Raw genomic sequence first — 16,503 nt, forward strand, 5'->3', positions numbered from 1 at the left:
CAGCCACGCTGCATTGGATGCTGCCCCGCTGGGGCGGACAACCGCTGCAATGACAATGGAGACAAGCATGGTGAGTCACGGAGTGTTTCAACGGACGCTGGTGATGCTGCCTGCTGGCGTTTTGCGCTAGCCGCCGGCCCAGCGAGACACGATGAAGCCAATGCTGCCCCAGCCCACCGCGGTGCCCGGATCTCACGGCACCCGCAAACCCACGCTGATCAAATTACAAACTCGATTGCTTCCGGCCAACGTGCGCGAACTCGTGCCCGACGGCTGAACTGGATTGCCGGATAGAGCGTGGCCGGGACGGCGCGGTGCGCCGGTTGGCAGCGCATTGTCTAACCCTTTCGAAAGACTGACGGTTCCGCATGGCAGTTGCTTGATCAGTGACGTTTCTGAGTACATCAATCCGTAGAACTAAATTGTTGAGTTAAATCCAAAGCTTGGTCTTCCAGGAGGAGGTCATGATGTCCAGAGGAGTTGGGTTACTTTCCGTTCTGTTAGCGATGACAGTCGCGCTTGCCGCATGCGACGGCGGCAGTAGCGGCACATCTGCATCTCAGGCTGTAGCAGCCGCAAGTTCGTCGCCAACGCAAGCCGCCGCCCAGGCCGCGGCGCAGACGAGCGCCAATACGTCATCGGAAGAAGCGTCAACGGCGAACCCCCTGCCGTGTGACGCCGCAGCCGAGGCCAACACACCGTGCTCCGCGGCTCATAGCGTGACACGGCTGTTGACAAAGCACTACTCGGGGCCGCTGTTCCAGATTCAGCGGGCGTCCGACAATACAACGCTGAACGTTTATCCCTATACGTCGGGCAACTTGCCCAATGGCTCCGACCGCTCGTTGGTGGGCTCGGCGAATGTGAAAAGCGCAGACTCGTTCTGCAACAGGACAACCTGCTCCGTCACGTACATCTACGATCAGATCGACCTGGTTTCACCTCTGAAGGGAGGCGCGTTCGGAAACGTGACGGGGACGCTGACACTCAACTCGGACGGAACAGAGTCACTGACCATTCCGAGCACCAGCGCACCGGCGAGTACCAGTACCGCTGCGAAGAAGTCGACGACCGTTCCGGTGCTGAACGGCTTTGCGACGATCACGCTTCCGGGAACCAGTGGCACGCTGACTGTGCAACTGTTGCAGCCGCCTACTGCGTTGACCACGGCGGCGCCGACCGAACAGGTATCGATTGGTAACGATCTGCCGGCGCTACCCGGCACGCCCGCACAACTCGGCTTCGTGCCGCTGCAAGGCGCCGAGGTTCCAGCGCTGGGTACGTTGGCGGGACAGGCATATCGCAACCGGTTCGGCACGGTGAACCAGTCGATCGGCGACTCGGAGATTGCCGAATACATGGTCGCGGGGGCGCACTATAGCCAGTCCTCGACCTGCTGCGGCACCTACGGGAACATGGAAAGCAGCGCTAACCCGAGCACCTATGCGCACGGAGAAATTGAGGGCGAAATGTTTGCGCTGGCGTTCTCAAACGGCAATGCCGCAGTGTTTGGCTATTGCGACGGTGATTCGGCCCAACCGTCCACTGTAAAAGACCCTGTCTGCAACGCACTCGATACCAACTGGCCAGGCGTCGATGCAGAAGCTGGCGTCTACCTCTATGGTCCGCAGCAGCCTGCGAAGGAGAAATTTGTCACCGTACTCTCCAAATACTCACCCGTGACGGCGTCCAATATCTTCGTTGTCAAGGGCGGTTCCGCCTCACAGAGCGTACTCACTCCAGTCTACGATGCGGCGCCTCCGGAAGCGCTTAACTTTGAGAGCGATGCAGGCCATGCCTTCAACGGACAATGGCAAGGCGGCCTCTCGCTTGGCGAAGGCGGTGACGGTAGCGCTGCGCCTATCCAGTTCTTCGAAGGCGCGGTGATTACCAAGGCAACCTCCAACACAACCGACAACGCAATTCAGGCCAGCATTGCTAGCTTCTATGGTCCGCCGGCCAACAAGACCACGGCAGCCTGCTATGCGAACAACCTGATCGATTCGCCGTTGAGTCTCGCAACGCCGGATGTTTGGGCGCAACAGAATGGCGGCACCGCAGAGCCTGCAACGGATGTGTCGGGAGTGGACAAAGGAGCTGCGACGGTTATCAGCACAAACGGCTCGTCGGTGTCGAACGTCCGCGAGATCATCAGGGTTCAGGGCGGACAATCGTATAGTTTCAGCGACTATGTGCTTGCGACTACTAACGCAACGGTCTTTCCTGGAGGCTCGATTCAGACCGACGACCCGAGCGGCACCGAATTCGCATGGGTTCTCAATACGAATACGGGTGCTGTAGTGCGCGGGACGTGGGGCGCGGGGCAGGCTACGTCGGTCTCCGCAGTGAAAGAGGGGAACTGGTGGAAAGTGACAATGACGCTCACCGCTCCCGTGGGATCGAACAATGCGCAAGTGTTTATTGATCCGCCTACGTCTAGCGCGGCTGGCGTTCGCACACAGCAAACGCCGTATCTGAGCGCGACGCATTATTGCCCGAGCCTGGCTATCGCCAACAACTCGACCATGTAGGCGAGAATTTCGCTTATTTTTTGCCTGGACTCCGGCCCTTGAAGGGCCGGAGTCTTTTGGCGGTGACCGCTTACGCAGAGACCTGAGCCGCTAGCAGATCCTCGATTCGAACCGGAAGATTGCGCACCCGTACACCGGTTGCATGATATACGGCGCTGGTAATGGCAGGTGCAATGCCTGCCAGGCCAATTTCGCCGATCCCCCGTGCGCCGAGCGGATTCAACGCAAGGTCCGGATAGTCGAGGAACGTCACGTCGATTTTCGGCGCATCGGCATGCGTGGTCATCACATAGTCAGCGAGGTTGCGGTTGATCGGTGCTCCGCTGCGCTTGTCGTAGTGTGTCTCTTCGAACAGCGCCATGCCGACGCCCATTACCACGGCCCCTTCAATCTGGTTGCGGGCAGTGCGCGCGTTGATGATCTTGCCGCCGTCGATCAGGCTCACTACGCGGTTGACTCGCAATCGAGCAGTTTCGGGCTGCCAGGTGACCTCGATGAAGTGCGCGCAATACGAGTGGATCGAAATTTTCGCCGCGTCGGGATCGTCCGCGCTTGAACCGGAGCGGCCCCGGCCGACTACCATATTGACCTGCGCCGGCGCGAGGATTCGCTCGAACGGCACGCCCGCGCCTGGTGAGGTGCCCTTACGGTAGATCATGCCGTGGTCGAACGCGAGTTCCGTCACCGGTTGGCCGTTGAACGGCGAATTATCTGCCTGGGACGCCGCGATCAGGAGCTGTTGGATCGCGGCCTGCGCGGCCTGCGTCACCGCTGGAACTAGCGATGCGGTCACCATCGAGCCACCAGACAGCGGTCCGGGTGGCAAGCGCGTATCGCCGAGTGCCACGGAGACGCGCTCGAGCGGGACGCCAGTCAGGTTGGACACCATCTGGCCCAGCACGGTGTACGTCCCCGTACCGATGTCCTGGGTCGCGGTCGAGACGCGTGCCGTCCCATCGGCGTGAAGCTCGACGAGGATCTCCGTCGGGAGGCGCCGTGCGGCCCACGAGCCGGCCGCCATGCCCCAGCCCAACACGAGGCCGTCGCGGCGCATGGAACCCACCGCAGGCGTGCGTTGTGCCCAGCCGAATTTCTCGGCGCCGAGCGTGATGCACTCCTTGAGATGCCGGGACGAAAACGGCACTCTCAGGCCTTCGTCGATCTCGGGCTCGTTGACGAGGCGCAAGCGAACAGGATCGAGATTGAGCTTGATAGCGAGCTCGTCCACAGCCGACTCGATGGCGAACAGTCCTGGAACGGCACCGGGGCCTCGCATCGACGTGCTCGGTGCAATGTCGCGGCGCGAATAGGCGGCGGTTGCGCGCAGGTTAGGCGAGCTGTACAGATAGCCTGTGGTCTCGCCGCAGTTCTCCTTGCGCATTTCCTTGCGCGCGGTCTGATAGACGTAGTCCTGCTGGAACGAGGTGAAGCGTCCGTCGGGCGTCGCGGAGATGCGCATGCGTTGTTGCGTGCTGGTACGGTGACCGACGTTGTGGAACATCATCTCGCGAGTCACCACCAGCTTCACGGGCCGCATCAGATTGCGCGCCGCGGCGCCGGCGAGCAATGAGTGCGACCACGGGAACAGCTTGCCGCCAAATCCGGAGCCCAGGTACTTCATGATCACGCGTACCTGGTCCTGCGACACACCGAGCATCTGCGCCATGACGAGGCGCTGGTTGACGATGGATTGCGACGTTTCGTAGAACGTGTAGTTCGTTCCATCGAATACGGCTACCGTTGCATGCAATTCGATGGGGTTGTGCGTTTCAACGGGCGTCGTGTACGTCTCGTCCAGCTTCTGCGTATCTGGAGCTGCTGCGAACGCTGCATCCGGGTCACCGCGGTGCGTATCGACGCTCGGCGTCTGGTCCGCTGACATCTCCGCGCGGACATCGGGTTGGCTCGACGAATACGCCACCGTCACCGCGCGCGATGCTGCGCTTGCCCGCTCGAATGTATCGGCCACCACCACGCCGATGTACTGGCCATAGTAGTAAATGTTGTCGTCTTCGAAAGGAGGGCGCTTTTCGTCGATACGGGTGTCCACCGCAAAACCGACGCGATAGAACTTGCCGATGTTCTCGCGCGTGAATACCGCTCGAACGCCCGGCATGCCTGCGGCCGCGGCGGTGTCCAGACGTGTGATGCGCCCTTTGGCGATCGTCGCGCAAACAGGCACGGCGTAAAGCGTCCCGGGCAGATTGACGTCCGAAGTATAGGTGGCGGTGCCGCTGACTTTAAGCGGACCGTCGATTCGAGTGAAGTCGCCGCCGATAATCGGCTGCGCTTTAGTGCTAGCTAATGGCATATTCTCTCCGCGTCGCCAACGTTGCGACCATCGCGACCGTTGCGTCAGGCAGTCTGTGTGGCAAGTGTGAGTGCGTGCTGGATGCAGCGCTTTGCGAGTTCGACCTTGAAGCCGTTTTGGCTTTGTACGCGCGCCGATTGCAGCGCTGCTTCACTCGCAGCACGAAAAGCCGTGGCGTCCGGCGCTTGTCCAAGCAATTGCGCTTCAGCCTCTTTTGAGCGCCAAGGCCTGACGCCTACACCGCCTAACGCAATACGGATGTGATCGATCTTGCCCGCTGAGACCTTGATGACGACCGCTGCCGACGCCAATGCGAACTCATACGACGCGCGGTCGCGCAGCTTGAGATAGACCATGCGATTGCCAGGCACCGACGCCGGAAGCGTCACATGAGTAATGAGTTCGCCCGGTTTAAGCGAGGTTTCACGCTCGGGCGTGCTCCCCGGCAACAGAAAGAAATCGTCGATAGCAATATCCCGCTTGCCCTGCGCGCCTTCGACGTGAATCGTAGCCTCGAGTGCGGTCATCGCGACGTTCATGTCCGAGGGGTTCGTCGCGATGCAGTGCTCGCTGGTTCCTAGAATGGCCAGGTTCCGGTTGAAGCCGTCGATCGCCGAGCAGCCGGTGCCGGGTTCGCGCTTGTTGCAGGGTGTTGCGGTGTCGCGAAAGTAAACACAACGTGTGCGTTGCAGCAGGTTGCCGCCGGTCGTCGCCATGTTGCGCAATTGCGCGGATGCGCCGGATAGCAACGCTTGCGACAGAACCGGATAATGGCTTTTGATTAGCGGATGATTGGCGAGATCCGAATTGCGGACCGTTGCGCCTATCGTGATGCCACCGCCGTCGATGGCCTCGACCCGATCGAGTGGCAGGCGATGGATGTCGATCACCTGGGCCGGACGTTCGACGTCGAGCTTCATAAGATCGAGCAGTGTCGTGCCTCCCGCAAGGAAACGAATCGGGGCGCCGTTGGCCTGGCCGTTAGCGGCAGGATTCGCGGAGTCGATCGCCTGGCTGACATTGGCGACGCGTTTAAGCTGAAAGGATTCCATGAGCGCGCTCCGCTTAAACTCTGCGACGAATCTGCTGGATCGCGGCCACGATGTTCGTATAGGCGCCACAGCGGCAGATATTCCCGCTCATGGCCTCCTTCACATCGTCGTCGCTATGACCGTATGGCTCCTTGAGAAGCGCGACGGCGGACATGATCTGCCCGGACGTACAGTACCCGCACTGGAACCCGTCATGTTCGAGGAAAGCCGCTTGCATCGGGTGCAGTGCTCCGGGCTTGCCAAGACCCTCAATGGTCGTGATCGCCTCGTCCTCGTGGGTGACGGCAAGGCTGAGGCATGAATTTACACGCCGCCCATCCACATGGACCGTACACGCACCGCATTGGCCATGGTCGCAGCCCTTCTTGGTGCCGGTCAGGTGCAGATGCTCGCGCAGGCAGTCGAGCAGGGTCGTGCGGGAATCGATATCCAGATCGTAGTTTGTGCCGTTGACGTTCAGGCGGACGTGCATGTTGGCACCATCTGCCGACACGTTCGATGCTGGCGGTGCTTCCTCGATGGTGGGATCGGCCTCCGCGAGGGCCACCGAATGAAGTTGACCGGCGCCGATTGCGACCCCGGCAGCGCCCACGCGTGTCAGGAACGATCGACGCGTAGGGCGTTCAAGCACCGTTGCAGGATCGTCTGTGGTGGCGTCCGGTTTCTGGGGATCTTTACTCATGAGTCTGATTCTCCGCTGAACCACGGATGGATGGGATGCGCATGCCGCTTTATCGGCCGGCACTCGTTAGGCTCATCATACAAAAATGGAGTGACGCGAAAATGGCGGCGAACTGACGGCTAGATGAACACTGCGATTTGAGCCCCTATTTTGTGGTCCTTTCGACGGTACTTGCGGACCTGAAGCGATTGGATAGAGGAGGATTATTGTCGGCCGGATAACAGTGTCTACGCAGACCGCCAGTTAAATTTTCTTTAATCAAGCGGTCAGGCAGCGGTTCGGGCAGCGAGCCTAGTCTGCAAGCTGTTCGCTGCAGAGCAGGATTCCGAAAAATGTGTTTTCCTGTTGACCGTCGATCGTCCATCCGAAGCCAACGCAAGTGAAATCCCCCTTTGAGACCGAACCTGCGGAGCGGCGGCCCCGCTGGACCACGATGACCTCGCGGCTATTGTTCGTCTATACGATCACCTTTCTGTTTTCAATGCTGTTGCTGCTGGTCTTCGTGGAGCACGCAGTGACCGGGCAGATGGAGCACGAAGTCGACGTGGTGATGGATTGGCAACTGATCTATTTCGATTCGACGCCCGATAACATGCTTCCCGAGGCGATCCAGGATCGCCTCGAAAATTCGCACATGCACGCCAACTACTACGGGTTATTTACATCCGATGGCAGGCACATTGCGGGTAACGTGATGGCGTTTCCCCCGCAGTTGACCGTCGACAGGGATGGCGTGACGCTGGCGCGCACGTTGTCTGTCACAGGCAGGCGCCCGGTGCCCATGGTGCGTGCGATGGCAGAGCGGCGCAAGAACGGCGACATATTGCTGGTCAGCCGCGATGTCACGAACATCTTTCACATCCGTAAGGCGATCATCAGGGCATTTTCGATGGGCGGCACGTTTTGCCTGGCCGCTGGCATTGCTTTGGGGCTTGCCATGAGTGTGCGGCAGATGAGACGTGTGAGGGCGATTCGTCGCGTCACGCTGCGAATTTCGCAAGGCGATCTGAACCAGCGTCTGCCAACAGGCGGCCGCGATGAAATCGACATGCTGTCGCATCTTGTGAATCACATGCTCGATGAAGTCGAGCGGCTGATCGGTGAAATGAAGGGGGCGTGCGATAGCATTGCCCACGATCTTCGCACCCCGCTTGCGCACGTCATTGTGCTGCTCGGTAGCATGGCGCATCGGGCCGGAGGCCTGAAAGACCAGCCAATGCTGGACCTGATTGCGCGTGCCCGATCCGATACCGACCGCTTGCTGCAGCGCTTCCGGGCAATCCTGCGGATCTCGGAGATCGGCGCGCTGAAACGCCGCGAGGGATTTGCCGATGTGGAGATGGAAACACTCGTGCGGGAAGTCGGGGAGCTTTATGAGCCGCTGGCCGAAAGCCGGTCGGTTCAATTCGTCATGCACGTGGAGCCGATTCCCGGGATTCATGGGGACCGCAATCTGCTGTTCGAGGCGCTGAGCAACCTGGTGGATAACGCCATCAAGTTCACGCCGGAGGGCGGCACCGTCAAGGTGGAACTGAGAAAAACACCGGCCGGCCCGCAGGTCACCGTTGCCGACACAGGACCTGGTATTCCGGCCGCTGAACATGATCTGGTGCTGCAGCGGTTCTACCGGAGCAAAAGCACGGAGCATCATGCTGGCTCTGGCATCGGTCTAAGCATCGTGTCGGCGGTGCTGCGCGTGCACGACTTTACGATGAGGTTGGCGAACGCGGATCCGGGCGTCCGCGTGATCATTGATTGCTGGTCGCGCTCCCTCGGGTGAGGGCACCAGCAGCGCAGAAACGCTCAAGTGGCAGAAACTCGAAAGCGGTTGTCCGCCGCGCATCTCCCGAGTGGCTAGCATCCAGACATGGCCTCACGAAACTCATTGAAACCAATTTCAGGCGCTTCATCAGCGCCGTCGTGAGGCGAGTCCGGTGAGCCTATAAGGAGACTCGTATGACCGATTTATCGCATCTGGACAGTATCGTGGACGATGCTGATTCGATTACGGACGTGGTGCTTGCCGCAATGAGCCGGACCGACGACGCCCGGCTCAAGCAGATCGTCGACGCGCTAGTACGTCACGCCCACGCGTTCTTCCGGGAAGTCAGGTTGACGGACCAGGAGTTCGAGAAGGGCATTGAATTTGTCAAAGCGATTGGCCAGGCCACCGTGGACGATCACAACGAGGTTGTGTTGTGCTCGGACGTGCTGGGCTTTTCAACATTGGTCACGCTGCTCAATACGATCGACAAGACCGACCGGACACCCGGCGCGCTGCTCGGCCCGTTCTATCGCGGCAATTCACCTGAATACCGCAATGGCGACTGCATCGTCGACGATGGTTCGCCCGGTGCGCCGTTGTTCGTGCGCGCTCGCGTAGTCGATCGGGCAAACCGGCCAGTCGCGAATGCCATGGTCGACGTGTGGCAAGCGTCGCCGGTGGGTCTGTACGAAAACCAGGACCCGGAGCAGCCCGATATGAATCTTCGTGGCCGCTTCAGAACGGATGCCGACGGTTACTTCCGCTTTCGCTCCGTCAGGCCCGCGGGCTATCCGATCCCTACGCACGGTCCGGTTGGCGTGCTGCTCGACAAGCAGCACCGGCATCCGTATCGCCCGGCTCATATTCACTTCGTTGTTATTGCTGAGGGCTACGAAACCCTGGTGAGCCAGGTCTTTGCAGACGATTCGGAATACCTGGGATCGGACGTCGTGTTCGGCGTTATTCGCTCATTGGTCGGCACATTCGAACTGCACGAAGACGGCAACGCCCCTGACGCGGATGTGAGCGGACCGTATTACACACTCGGGTACGAATTTGTGCTGGCCGAAGGGACGCCGACGTACCCGACGCCCCCCATCAAATAAAGCGGAGACTACAGTGTCCAACGATCTCGAAGGAAAAGTGGCAGTCATTCTTGGCGGCACGGGTGGTATTGGTGCCGCTACGGCAAACCGGCTCGCCAATGCGGGTGCTACCGTTGTCGTCACCAGCCAGTCCGGCGTTGCCAGGGCACAGCGTGTGGTCGATTCACTGCCGGGCAGCGGCCACCTGGCAGCGGTGACGTCGATTGCCGATAGCGCGTCGCTCGCAGACCTCGCCAACTGCGTCAAGTCGCAACTGGGGCGGGCCGACATTCTGGTGAATACGGCTGGGTTCACCAGACCAATCAAACACGCGGACCTCGACGCGTTGACCGACGAACTGATCGACGAAATCATGAAAGTGAACTGGCGCGCGCAGTTCGCGGCAATTCGCGCCTTTCGCACGCTGCTCGACGAGTCGGGTGATGGTCTCGTGGTGAACGTATCGTCGATTTCCGGCACTACCGGTGTGGGCAGCAACATTGCCTACTGTGCGGCGAAGGCCGGCCTCGATGTGATGGCCGCATCGCTGGGGCGCGCGCTTGCGCCACGCATCCGCGTTCTGAATGTTTCTCCGGGCGTCGTGGATACGAGCTTTGTGCCTGGACGTGGCTCGGACTTTAACGACAAGGTGGCCACGACGACACCTCTGGGTCGCATTGGCACTCCTGAAGATATCGCCGCAGCAATCGAAGCGTGTGCGACCCACCTGAAATTCAGCACTGGCGTCGCGATTGTGGTCGATGGTGGCCGTCGTCTGAACTGAGCTTAAGCGAGACTTATCATGCATGCACGTAAAACCATCATCACCTGTGCGGTGACAGGTAACCTGACAAAGCCGGAGCAGCATCCTGGCCTGCCCATCACGCCGCATCAGATCGCTACGTCGGCATTGGAAGCAGCACAGGCCGGCGCTGCCGTCGTTCACATTCATGTGCGCGATCCGCAAACCGGCCGGCCCTCGATGGAAATCGAGCTGTACCGGCAGGTGATCGAACTCATCCGTGCCGTCGATCACGAGCTGATCATCAATCTGACCACCGGTCCCGGCGGGCGCTTTATTCCGAGCGACCACGATCCCAAGGTGGCGGCAGCTGGAACGACATTGTTGCCGCCTGAAAAGCGGGTCGAGCACATTGCCGCATTGAAGCCAGATATCTGCAGCCTGGATCTGAATACGATGAACTCAGGTGGCGACGTCGTGATCAACACGCCGAAGAACGTGCGGCGCATGGCTAGTGTGATACGCGAAGCGGGCGTCAAGCCGGAGCTTGAAATCTTCGATTCCGGTGACCTGCACCTCGCGCTCGATCTGATCAAGGAAGGTGTACTCGACGGGCCGGGACTCTGGACGTTCGTCATGGGCGTGAAGTACGGCTTCGCTGCAACGCCGGAGACGCTGTTCTATGCACGCAACTTTCTCCCGCAAGGCGCGGCCTGGTCGGCTTTCGGCATTGGCCGCACGGAATTCCCCATTGTCGCGCAGGCTTGGCTGGCCGGCGGGCATGTGCGTGTTGGCCTCGAAGACAACATCTACATCTCCGAAGGGGTGCTGGCCGAAACCAACGCGGTGCTGGTGGCTCGTGCACGGGATATCGTCCTGTCGCTCGGTGGAGAGATTGCGACGCCACGGGAGGCGCGCGAACAACTGGGCCTGGTGAAATGAGCGAGCATCAGGACGCCCGACAGTTCGGGACACCCACCGTGCACAAAACGGCATTCGTTGCGCGCGGTACGTCGATCATTGGCGACGTGCAGATTGGCGAGCAAGCGTCGATCTGGTTCAACTGCGTATTACGCGGGGACGTACAGCGCATTGTGATCGGTGCGCGAACGAATATTCAGGACGGTTCGATTCTGCACGGCACGACCAATGGCCCGCCGACTCTGGTCGGCAGCCAGGTCACCGTGGGACATGGCGCAATCCTGCATGCGTGCACCATCGAGGATCTGGCGTTCGTGGGGTTCGGTGCGCGCGTGCTGGACAACGCAATTGTCCGTGCCGGCGGCATGCTGGCGGCGGGTGCGGTGCTGACGCCGGGGAAGGTGGTTGGGTCGGGAGAGTTATGGGCCGGCAATCCTGCCAAACTCTTGCGTCCACTCACAGAGCAGGAGCTCGCCGGGATGACCACATCGGCAGACCGCTATGTGGCGCTTGCGGAGCGGTACATGTTCTCCAAACCGGTCGTGCTGCATTTCTAACAAGACGTTTGCGCGGTTGGCCGAAGCTCCTCGGGCTTACCGCGCTAATGCACCAAAGATATCCAGTGATCCTCAGCTACTGGCAAGTACTCTACCTTCCCGATGGGCCGCGATCGCCATGCCCAGCCCGAGCACAGCCGCAAGTCCGCCGATCAGAAACACGACAGAATAGCCATAGTGATCGGCGAACAGCCCTGCGATGGGACCTGTCGCACCGTAAGCCAGATCCTGAAACGCGGCAAAGCCGCCGAGCGCGGTGCCGCGCAGTTGAGGCGGCACGCGTTTGACCACTTCCGAGCCCATCGACGGAAACACCATCGAACAGCCGAGCCCGGTCAGCAACGCGCCGATCAGTGCCAGTGAAGGGCCGGGCGCGATCCACAAGAGATATTGGCCGCACGCTTCGACCATCAGCGACACGATGGCCACCGGGGTACCGCCGATACGATCCGGCAAGTGTCCGCAAACGAGCCGCACGAGCACGAAGCCGACACCGAAACAGGTCAGTCCAAAACCGGCCAACGGCCAACCCCGGCTCGAGAAGTACAGCGAGATGAAGGCGCCGAGTCCCGCGAAGCCCACGCCTTGCAGTCCCACCGCCGCGCCGGGCCGCCAGATGCGGGCAAGGATGCGCCAGAACGATTCGCGCTTACCGGTAGGCGACCGCACTTCCGGGACGCTGTGAACCATCCACCAACCCAGCAGCGGAACGACGGTGCAGGCGAGCATCAGACCGGCAAATCCGCTGTAGCGAAGCAGCAAAAGACCAACTGGGCCGCCTGCGGCGAATGCTCCGTACATCCCGGCGCCGACGAGTGCGATGACTTTGCCCGAGCGGTGGGTGCCCATGAGGCCGACACCCCAACTGATCATGCCGACCAGTACCTGACTTTCGCCGAGACCGAGGAGCAGACGCCCGACGATCAGCAATCCGTAGCTGGCGGGCGGGGGCAGTACCGCCCACGCGGATACGAGGCAAATCAGGCTGGCCAGTGAATACAGCTTGAGTCCACGCAGCATGCAGATCTTGCTGCTAACCTGGTCGGCGAGATTGCCGGCATGGTTGCGCGTGAGAATTGTCGAGAGGAATGCGATACCTACGGCCAGTCCTCCCAGCGCGTTGCCAAGGTGCAGTTGATGGGTCACGTAAACGGGAATGGCCGGCAGCGCCATCGCGACGGCCAGGTAGGAGAGGAACAGCGCCGCAGTCAGACGTACAAGATGGCGCTGGGCGGTATCGTCGCCGGGCGTTTCGGTCATGGGTATCAATCTCGAAGAGTGCAGTTTGCCGCAGAGCTTAGCGTTAAATCCGAAGACCGTTCAGACAGATGTTTTCGAGTTCCGGTCATTCTGCGTACTTCAGGTTTTTCCTTAGCAGCGAAAACTGGCTGCAAAGGGTTGGCCGAAAAGCGAAAGTAATTGGCATTCCGGCTGCTATGCGGCGACTACCATTCACTTCAACGCAACGAATGAAGTCATCACCCACGGAGCCTTGCTTAAGCCATGAACGTGACGCGATTTAATGAAGCCCCCGAGTACTTTCCTGCGCAGCACTATCAGATGCGTTGCGTGAGACTGCAGGGCCATGAGGCCGGCCCTTCCGAAGCATTGTGGATGGGTGTGTCGACGATAGAGCCCGGAGGCCACACCTCGCTTGCAGCGTCGCCGCTGGAAAAGCACTACCTGGTGCTGCAAGGCCAGGTGGTGGTTAGTACCGGAGACGATGAAACGACGCTCTATAAACACGACTCGTGTCGCCTCGCGCCCGGTGAATCGCGTGCGTTGAGAAACGATTCCGCGCAGGCAGCGATGATTTTACTGGCTATGCCACTGCCGCGTTCGACACCGTGATGTGTGAGGCGGTTCCAGTTCCAGCGTTGCAGTTTGGTTAACGGTCTATTGATAAATGGTGGCTCGTTCGGCGTGAGGATTGCCCCTACCATTTCACGCGGCGCTGCTTGCGCCCCAGTCATAAAAGGAATGTCATGAATCTCGCTTCCATCCGCAAAGATGCCTTTGCGATGCCCGTTCATAATCCCGCCTATCCGCGGCCGCCGTATCGATTCATCAATCGGGAATACTTCATCATTTCGTATGAGACCGATTTTGATGCATTGCGCGCCATTGTGCCGGAGCCGCTGCATCCGGAAAACGATCTTGTGCATTACGAATTTATTCGCATGCCGGACTCATCCGGCTTTGGCGACTACACCGAAAGCGGTCAGGTGATCTCGGTACGCGACCAGCAAGGGCGTCTCGGCAACTACACGCACTCGATGTACCTCGATGATGAAGGCCCGATCGCGGGTGGCCGCGAAATCTGGGGTTTTCCGAAGAAACTGGCCAGGCCCACTCTGAGTGTGGACGGCAACGACACGCTGCTCGGCACGCTCGACTACGGCACACAGCGTATCGCAACCGGCACGATGGGTTTCAAGCACACAGCGCTCGATATCGAGGCCGAGCGCAAGAAGCTGGCGGACACACCGAACTATCTGTTGAAAGTGATTCCGCATGTCGACGGTTCAGCGCGCGTGTGCGAACTCGTGCGTTTCTTTCTGCGCGACGTGAGCGTGCTCGGCGCGTGGTCGGGGCCGGCAGCGCTCGAACTGCATCCGCATGCGTTGGCGCCCGTCGCCGACCTGCCGGTGAAGCGCATTGTCGGGGCTCGGCACGTGATCGCCAATCTGACACTGGATATCGGCGAGGTTGCGTTCGACTATCTGGCCTCGACCGAGACCGTGAAACTCGCGGTCAATCAATAACGCTCCATGAACCTGCAGGAAAGGAGAGCAACATGTCTTTGACGAATAAAGTCGCGCTGGTGACCGGTGCGGCAAGCGGTATCGGTGAGCAGTGCGCACGCAAACTCGCCAGTCTCGGCGCGGCAGTGGTGATTGCCGACCTGAATCTCGAGAACGCGCAGAAGGTGGCGAGCAGCATCGTCGCTGCGGGCGGAAAGGCGCTCGCCGTTGCGATGGATGTCACCAGCGAGGAAGCGGTGAATAGCGGCATTGAGCGCGCGGTGAAGGAACTCGGCAGCATCGATGTGCTCGTCTCGAACGCGGGTATCCAGATCGTCGCCCCCATTGAGGAGTATGCGTTTTCCGACTGGAAGAAGATGCTGGCAATCCATCTGGACGGCGCTTTTCTCACCACGAAAGCGGCGATCAAACACATGTACGCAAGCGGCAAGGGCGGCTCGATCGTTTACATGGGATCGGTGCACTCGCACGAGGCGTCGAAGCTGAAGGCCCCCTATGTGACCGCCAAGCATGGGTTGCTAGGGCTGGCGCGGGTGGTTGCGAAAGAAGGTGGTCCGCGCGGTGTGCGCGCGAATGTCGTGTGCCCGGGTTTTGTACGCACGCCGCTTGTCGACAAGCAGATTCCCGAGCAGGCCAAGGCGCTCGGCGTCTCCGAAGCCGAAGTCGTGAAGAACGTGATGCTTAGGGAAACTGTCGACGGTGAGTTCACCACGGTCGAGGACGTGGCCAATACGGTGGCGTTCCTTGCCGGCTTCGAATCGAATGCGCTCACCGGACAGTCGGTGATCGTCAGCCACGGTTGGGCAATGCAATAAAAGGGGTAACGTATGCGCAGCAGTACGAAAAAGAACAACCGGCAGCCAGATGCGTTCGTGCTGCCGCGCTACGACGAAATTGCTCTGGTGCTTCAGGGTGGCGGTGCGCTTGGCTCGTATCAGGCCGGCGTCTTCGAAGGTCTGGTCGAGGCCGGCGTGCAACCGAACTGGATTGCAGGCGTCTCGATCGGTGCGTTGAACACCGCAATCATCGCCGGCAATGCGCCGGAGAAGCGGGTGGAAGCGTTGCACGATTTCTGGAACTCGATCTGCCACCCGCTTGACTGGGTAGGCGGTTTGGGAGCCTGGATACCGACCGTGTTCGGCATGCATGATCAGTCGCGCAAGTGGGCCGGCCTGTGGGCAGCAGGACGCGCCTTGACGGAAGGTCAGCCGGGATTTTTCTCGCCACGCAGACCGTTGCCGATGGCCGGCTTCGGCAAGCAGACGTCCAACCTGGTGAGCTACTACGATACGTCTGCGCTAAGGGAAACGCTCCTGCAGTTCGCCGATTTCGATCGCATCAACGACGGCGACATCCGCGTGTCGGTCGGCGCGGTGAATGTACGAAACGGCAACCTGGTGTATTTCGATAACACGAAAATGCGTCTGGAACCGGAGCATTTCATGGCGTCGGGCGCATTGCCGCCTGGCTTTCCTGCGGTGGAGATCGACGGCGAGTACTACTGGGACGGCGGCCTCGTGTCCAACACACCGCTTACCGAGGTGTTGCGCGATGCGGATCACAAGGATGCATTGGTGTTTCAGGTGGATCTGTGGAGCGCGCGCGGTAATCCTCCGGGCGACTTCCTCGACGTGTCCGAACGCGCCAAAGACATTCAATACTCGAGCCGCACGCGGGCGATCACCAACATGCTGGCGGATCGTCAGAAGCACGCGCGTTTCATCAAGGAACTGCTTGCGCATGTTCCGCCTGAAGTGCTGAAGTCCGATCCGCTATTCCGTCGCGCGGAAGAAGCCGCTGACGGCAGCGCGATCAATGTCGTGCATCTCATCTACAAGAACAAACCTTATGAGGGGCATTACAAGGACTACGAGTTCAGCGTCGACACGATGAACGAGCATTGGGAGAGCGGTCTTGAGGATATCCGCGACTCGTTCGCCCATCGGGAGTGGTTCGATGTGCCGAGCCGAGAACAGGGCTTCGTGACACATGACGTGCATCGGCGCGCCGACGCTGTGCCGCAGTCTGACCGTAACATGCCTGAATTGCCGCTTGGAGCGGAGCGAAAGGTCGCTGTATAGACGATTTGCGC

The 16,503-nt window shown here is 60.2% G+C and carries 15 protein-coding genes; 11 read left to right on the top strand and 4 right to left on the bottom strand.

Annotated elements, in window-relative coordinates; all coding sequences use genetic code 11:
• Window positions 1-151 precede the first annotated feature (151 nt).
• Window positions 152-277 (top strand): hypothetical protein, encoded by a 126-nt coding sequence (locus BUS06_RS38595; RefSeq protein WP_302050865.1) that lies wholly within the window; start codon window positions 152-154, stop codon window positions 275-277.
• Between the two features lie 187 nt (window positions 278-464).
• Window positions 465-2,531, top strand: coding sequence for an arabinofuranosidase catalytic domain-containing protein (locus BUS06_RS26440; RefSeq protein ID WP_074267350.1), 2,067 nt, complete (start codon window positions 465-467; stop codon window positions 2,529-2,531).
• 70 nt (window positions 2,532-2,601) lie between these two features.
• On the opposite strand, the gene BUS06_RS26445 is transcribed toward BUS06_RS26440, so the two are convergent.
• The 3 genes from BUS06_RS26445 to BUS06_RS26455 are packed head-to-tail and all read right to left on the bottom strand — an operon-like array spanning window position 2,602 to window position 6,576.
• A complete protein-coding gene (locus BUS06_RS26445; RefSeq protein ID WP_074267351.1) occupies window positions 2,602-4,842 on the bottom strand; it encodes a xanthine dehydrogenase family protein molybdopterin-binding subunit in 2,241 nt (746 codons plus the stop codon).
• A gap of 44 nt (window positions 4,843-4,886) precedes the next feature.
• Window positions 4,887-5,894: an FAD binding domain-containing protein gene (locus BUS06_RS26450; RefSeq protein WP_074267352.1), complete on the bottom strand. Its 1,008-nt coding sequence runs from the start codon at window positions 5,892-5,894 to the stop codon at window positions 4,887-4,889.
• Between the two features lie 13 nt (window positions 5,895-5,907).
• Window positions 5,908-6,576 (bottom strand): (2Fe-2S)-binding protein, encoded by a 669-nt coding sequence (locus BUS06_RS26455; protein ID WP_074267353.1) that lies wholly within the window; start codon window positions 6,574-6,576, stop codon window positions 5,908-5,910.
• Window positions 6,577-7,009: 433 nt separating this feature from the next.
• Between BUS06_RS26455 and BUS06_RS26460 the strand changes: the two genes are divergently transcribed.
• From BUS06_RS26460 to BUS06_RS26480, 5 genes are all read left to right on the top strand, one after another.
• Entirely contained in the window at window positions 7,010-8,356 is a 1,347-nt protein-coding gene (locus BUS06_RS26460; protein ID WP_074267354.1) for a sensor histidine kinase, read from the top strand.
• Window positions 8,357-8,532: 176 nt separating this feature from the next.
• Complete coding sequence (locus tag BUS06_RS26465; protein ID WP_074267355.1) at window positions 8,533-9,447, top strand: dioxygenase family protein; 915 nt, start codon at window positions 8,533-8,535, stop codon at window positions 9,445-9,447.
• A gap of 13 nt (window positions 9,448-9,460) precedes the next feature.
• Window positions 9,461-10,210, top strand: a complete 750-nt coding sequence (locus tag BUS06_RS26470; RefSeq protein WP_074267356.1) for an SDR family NAD(P)-dependent oxidoreductase — start codon at window positions 9,461-9,463, stop codon at window positions 10,208-10,210.
• An 18-nt stretch (window positions 10,211-10,228) separates the two neighbouring features.
• Window positions 10,229-11,110: a beta-keto acid cleavage family enzyme gene (locus tag BUS06_RS26475; protein WP_074267357.1), complete on the top strand. Its 882-nt coding sequence runs from the start codon at window positions 10,229-10,231 to the stop codon at window positions 11,108-11,110.
• Window positions 11,107-11,646 carry a gamma carbonic anhydrase family protein gene (locus BUS06_RS26480; protein ID WP_074267358.1) on the top strand — a complete coding sequence of 180 codons (540 nt, stop codon included), beginning with the start codon at window positions 11,107-11,109 and terminating at the stop codon, window positions 11,644-11,646. The genes BUS06_RS26475 and BUS06_RS26480 overlap by 4 nt, the downstream gene beginning before the upstream one ends.
• A gap of 72 nt (window positions 11,647-11,718) precedes the next feature.
• Here BUS06_RS26480 and BUS06_RS26485 read toward each other — a convergent pair whose 3' ends face one another.
• Window positions 11,719-12,906, bottom strand: coding sequence for an MFS transporter (locus BUS06_RS26485; protein WP_074267359.1), 1,188 nt, complete (start codon window positions 12,904-12,906; stop codon window positions 11,719-11,721).
• 243 nt (window positions 12,907-13,149) lie between these two features.
• On the opposite strand from BUS06_RS26485, the gene BUS06_RS26490 reads away from it, so the two are divergent.
• The 4 genes from BUS06_RS26490 (at window position 13,150) to BUS06_RS26505 (ending at window position 16,492) form a co-directional block, all read left to right on the top strand.
• Window positions 13,150-13,497, top strand: coding sequence for a cupin domain-containing protein (locus BUS06_RS26490; protein ID WP_074267360.1), 348 nt, complete (start codon window positions 13,150-13,152; stop codon window positions 13,495-13,497).
• Between the two features lie 134 nt (window positions 13,498-13,631).
• Entirely contained in the window at window positions 13,632-14,411 is a 780-nt protein-coding gene (locus BUS06_RS26495) for an acetoacetate decarboxylase (RefSeq protein ID WP_074267361.1), read from the top strand.
• A gap of 32 nt (window positions 14,412-14,443) precedes the next feature.
• The gene (locus tag BUS06_RS26500) at window positions 14,444-15,226 is read left to right on the top strand and encodes a 3-hydroxybutyrate dehydrogenase (protein ID WP_074267362.1); all 783 of its coding nucleotides are present in this window, start codon (window positions 14,444-14,446) and stop codon (window positions 15,224-15,226) included.
• A 12-nt stretch (window positions 15,227-15,238) separates the two neighbouring features.
• Window positions 15,239-16,492 (top strand): DUF3734 domain-containing protein, encoded by a 1,254-nt coding sequence (locus BUS06_RS26505; protein WP_074267363.1) that lies wholly within the window; start codon window positions 15,239-15,241, stop codon window positions 16,490-16,492.
• Window positions 16,493-16,503: the final 11 nt, after the last annotated feature.

Source organism: Paraburkholderia phenazinium (assembly GCF_900141745.1).
Taxonomy (GTDB): Bacteria; Pseudomonadota; Gammaproteobacteria; order Burkholderiales; family Burkholderiaceae; genus Paraburkholderia; species Paraburkholderia phenazinium_B.

Excerpts from the sequence above, each read along its gene's own strand:
- BUS06_RS38595 (WP_302050865.1), top strand. The coding sequence starts at position 152 with ATGAAGCCAATGCTGCCCCAGCCCACCGCGGTGCCCGGATCTCACGGC.
- BUS06_RS26440 (WP_074267350.1), top strand. The coding sequence starts at position 465 with ATGATGTCCAGAGGAGTTGGGTTACTTTCCGTTCTGTTAGCGATGACA.
- BUS06_RS26445 (WP_074267351.1), bottom strand. The coding sequence starts at position 4,842 with ATGCCATTAGCTAGCACTAAAGCGCAGCCGATTATCGGCGGCGACTTC.
- BUS06_RS26450 (WP_074267352.1), bottom strand. The coding sequence starts at position 5,894 with ATGGAATCCTTTCAGCTTAAACGCGTCGCCAATGTCAGCCAGGCGATC.
- BUS06_RS26455 (WP_074267353.1), bottom strand. The coding sequence starts at position 6,576 with ATGAGTAAAGATCCCCAGAAACCGGACGCCACCACAGACGATCCTGCA.
- BUS06_RS26460 (WP_074267354.1), top strand. The coding sequence starts at position 7,010 with ATGACCTCGCGGCTATTGTTCGTCTATACGATCACCTTTCTGTTTTCA.
- BUS06_RS26465 (WP_074267355.1), top strand. The coding sequence starts at position 8,533 with ATGACCGATTTATCGCATCTGGACAGTATCGTGGACGATGCTGATTCG.
- BUS06_RS26475 (WP_074267357.1), top strand. The coding sequence starts at position 10,229 with ATGCATGCACGTAAAACCATCATCACCTGTGCGGTGACAGGTAACCTG.
- BUS06_RS26480 (WP_074267358.1), top strand. The coding sequence starts at position 11,107 with ATGAGCGAGCATCAGGACGCCCGACAGTTCGGGACACCCACCGTGCAC.
- BUS06_RS26485 (WP_074267359.1), bottom strand. The coding sequence starts at position 12,906 with ATGACCGAAACGCCCGGCGACGATACCGCCCAGCGCCATCTTGTACGT.
- BUS06_RS26490 (WP_074267360.1), top strand. The coding sequence starts at position 13,150 with ATGAACGTGACGCGATTTAATGAAGCCCCCGAGTACTTTCCTGCGCAG.
- BUS06_RS26495 (WP_074267361.1), top strand. The coding sequence starts at position 13,632 with ATGAATCTCGCTTCCATCCGCAAAGATGCCTTTGCGATGCCCGTTCAT.
- BUS06_RS26500 (WP_074267362.1), top strand. The coding sequence starts at position 14,444 with ATGTCTTTGACGAATAAAGTCGCGCTGGTGACCGGTGCGGCAAGCGGT.
- BUS06_RS26505 (WP_074267363.1), top strand. The coding sequence starts at position 15,239 with ATGCGCAGCAGTACGAAAAAGAACAACCGGCAGCCAGATGCGTTCGTG.